The organism is Vibrio sp. 1978 (assembly GCF_033344345.1).
In genome coordinates this window covers 1-995 of sequence record NZ_JAWPOP010000179.1, presented here as the reverse complement: position 1 = coordinate 995, position 995 = coordinate 1, and the positions used below count along the sequence as shown (strand labels likewise).

Here is a 995-nt window from a genome sequence, read left to right as displayed (position 1 = left end):
TGCGTCACGTTTTCCATGTTTCGGCTTCCTATTACAATATTGACCAGTTAATAATCGGAGACTACGCTGATATCCTCAAACGATAGAATCTGCCATAGAGTTAAGGAAAACTAATGTGAAAGAGCGGATGCCACCATTACAGGGCTTGTACTATTTTTTCATCGCAGCAAAGGAAGGCAGTTTTAAAACCGCAGCCAAGAATCTATTTGTTACCCCCGCAGCCATCAGCCAACAAATTCGTCAGCTTGAGGAGTTTTTAGGGACGGACTTGTTTGTTCGTCAACACAGAAAAATTGTGCTGACGCCAGAAGGGGAACTGCTATTTACTCAGGCAGAAAGAGGGTTTGCCCATTTGCAGCAAGGCGTACGTCTTGTCAACCAGGATCCAAACCCGAACCACCTTTCAATATCAACACTGCCCTCCTTTGCCCACCATTGGTTGGTGCCTAAAATCACCGCCTTTCGTCAACGTCATCCTGATATTGCCCTATTACTAGAGCCCACAAATGATCTCGTCTCTTTTCAAGATAGTCAGATAGATTTGTGCGTTCGCTACGGATTAGGAAAATACCCAAATTTAGAATCGCAGTGGCTGATGGACGAAGCCTTTTACCCAGCATGTCATCCGATGTATCAGAAGGAACATGGCATCTATAGCATCGAAGATTTAAGCAAAGCAGAGCTCATCGAAGACGTTTGGCCCGATCTCGACTGGAACATGTGGTTAGCAAGACTTGGACACTCAGCGGCAAAGCCCGCTTTAAAATACAGTGGCTCGCACTTAGTGTTGGAAGCTGCGTTATCCCTGCAAGGTGTAGCGCTCGTCAAACACAGCTTGGCGTATCAATATTTTCGGACGGGTAAACTGGTTCGTATTGGCGACATCGCGATAAAACCTAGATTTGCGTACTACCTATGTGCACCCAAGGGTTACTTGAAGCGACCAAAAGCACAACTATTTGCCCAGTGGTTAAAAGAAGAGATAGACACATTTG

Annotated in this window: 1 protein-coding gene; it reads left to right on the top strand. The window is 45.5% G+C overall.

The features are described from left to right. Positions 1 to 115 precede the first annotated feature (115 nt). On the top strand, positions 116 to 995 hold an 880-nt coding region (locus tag R8N49_RS25335), incomplete at its 3' end, for a LysR substrate-binding domain-containing protein (RefSeq protein ID WP_318190238.1).